The sequence below is a fragment of the Burkholderia sp. LK4 genome (genome assembly GCF_001043615.1).
GTDB classification, from domain to species: Bacteria; Pseudomonadota; Gammaproteobacteria; order Burkholderiales; family Burkholderiaceae; genus Burkholderia; species Burkholderia cepacia.
In genome coordinates this window covers 1-2,202 of record NZ_LDUL01000161.1, presented here as the reverse complement: position 1 = coordinate 2,202, position 2,202 = coordinate 1, and the positions used below count along the sequence as shown (strand labels likewise).

At 54.7% G+C, this 2,202-nt stretch carries 2 pseudogenes; both read left to right on the top strand.

Going from position 1 to position 2,202, the window contains the following annotated elements:
- A pseudogene (locus tag VK92_RS41335) lies at window positions 1-1,520 on the top strand (hypothetical protein); the annotation flags it as partial.
- Window positions 1,521-2,028: 508 nt separating this feature from the next.
- Window positions 2,029-2,202: pseudogene (locus tag VK92_RS43240) on the top strand (phage baseplate assembly protein V); the annotation flags it as partial.

Below are 2,202 nucleotides of genomic sequence, written 5' to 3'. Positions count from 1 at the left end.
GTCTCAACGATGGGGCCGTGTACACGGCGGCGGATATCGTCCGCGTGCCTCGGCAGGGGACGGTCGGTCAACCTGGAGCCACGCGCTTCCGCGGGGTTTTCGTCGGGGCTGCCAGCCAAACACCGGTCTGGATCACCAAAGATGCATACACTGCGCTGGTCAGTGTCCAAGGAGGCAAGTTGTTGACAGCGGACTTGGCGCAAGGGTGGGAAAGTTTTCCGCTGACGTTCGCAGCCAACGGCCCCAAGAATGGTGCGCAGCCGCAGCACATGTCGCGGCTCATGTTGCAGCAATCGAGACCGGGCAAACAAATCCCCACGGAGCTGCCCAAGGTGTTTGCCCTGGATGAAGCGGGTAACGCATGGTGGCAGGTGCAACTGAAAACCGGTGGCACCACCGCCATCGGCTGGGTAGGCGAAGTGGGCCATGCAGGCGTTTCCCGGCACTCGCCGCATGAGTGGGTGGACTTCAAACTGATCGAGTCCAAGCCAACCACGGCCGCCTACGGCAGCTATTTTGCCGACTTCAAGCAGATGGAGGAGTTTCAGCGCGGCCGATTGGGATTGAAGGACGCCGACCTCGACGTGCCGCTGCGCGAAGTGCGAGCGCTGCTCGATTCCAATCACGACGGTCAGCTCACCTTGGCCGAAGTGAAGGTAGCGCAGCGCGATCGTGACACCATCCGCCAACTGTCGCGTGTGATCCTGCGCTATCCCAGCGAATGGAAGGCAGACAAGAAGGCGTGGGATGCCTACGATGCGTTGATTCCCCCGTCATCGAAGACGGTTTGGGAGGCGGAGAAAGCGCGTATCGCGCAATTGGTGTGGTGGGATGAGGTGGCCGGAGAAGTTTCGGGTTTTTCGTCGGAAGCCTTTGTGTTTCACCTGAGTCCTTTGGGTTTCTTGGCTAATTTTTTACTCCCTCAGCCGGTAATTAAAGCGGGCCAATTAACGTTTGATGCAGAAGGTAACGACATCAAAGATTCGCAATATTTTAGTCGTGTCATACATTGGCCCGGTAATGCCTTGTCCGGTGTAACTCTTGGCAGAGGCTATGACATGGGTAATCGCGATGAGCATGAGATATTCGATCACTTGACCTCATCCGATGTATCGGGTGAGCAGGCAAAGAAAATATCCCTGGCGGCAAAACTGAAGGGATCGGCGGCTCGGGATTTTGTTTCTTCGAATAAAAATGATGTTGGTGAGATATCTTGGGAGCAGCAAATTAGATTGTTCAATTTAATCTATCCGGACTATGTAAGCAGGGCGATCGCAAATTACGATCACTGGACGTCTGGCTTCCCTGATAAGGTGGCTTGGGGGCAATTGCATCCCGTTATAAGGGATGTGTTGGTTGACTTCGTTTATCAAGGTTTTACCAAAGGATCCAAACCAATGGAGGCGGGAATGAGGAACGACATTGATGAGTTGATTCGATACATCGAGAATACCCCGGGCATCAGTCAGTACGAGCCAGGAAGGCATCGGGCCGAATATTTACGGAAAAATCGGCGATGATCATGAATGACAGTGGGCGCGGCGCTATCATTAGGACGTGCATGCTTTACTTCCTGTCGATCGGAGCGGTAGAGGCGGCGGAGCCAAATTGCGTGCGCGCAGAAAGTAGCCAAGAGATATTCGAATGTTCCAGGGGCGTAAGAGAAGGAGCGGTACGGGCGGTGACATTGTCGTATAAGAACCTTCTTAATCGAATCCAGATGCAGTATGTCAACGACGCTGCCCTGGGTGTCGACTTTTCGAAGCTAGTGGCTAGCTCGCACAAATATTGGGTGATACACACGGAAAAAGACTGCCGCATTGAGGCGTTCGACATTGAACCTGGCACGCAGGCATACGAGACAACAGTGAATCATTGTGTAGCGCGGAAATCTGTGGAGCGCACAACCTATCTCGACTCTTTGGTTCGTTAAATCGAGGCAAGACTAACTGTGAATCGACGGACTCAGGATTCTCTATTCACCCTGCAGGATGCGCGTGGATGTGGTGCCTTCCTTGTGGCTCTAGCAAGTACGACGAGCACAGCTCGTGCTGGATTCAGGTCGCGCAGAACTGGGCCGGCGCGACGTGGGGCCACATGGCGATCCCGCGTATCGGGCAGGAAGTGATCGTGGTCAACCTGGATGGCGATCCGGACCAGCCTCTCATCATCGGGCGGGGGGGTGTCAGGATTTCCGTGTTC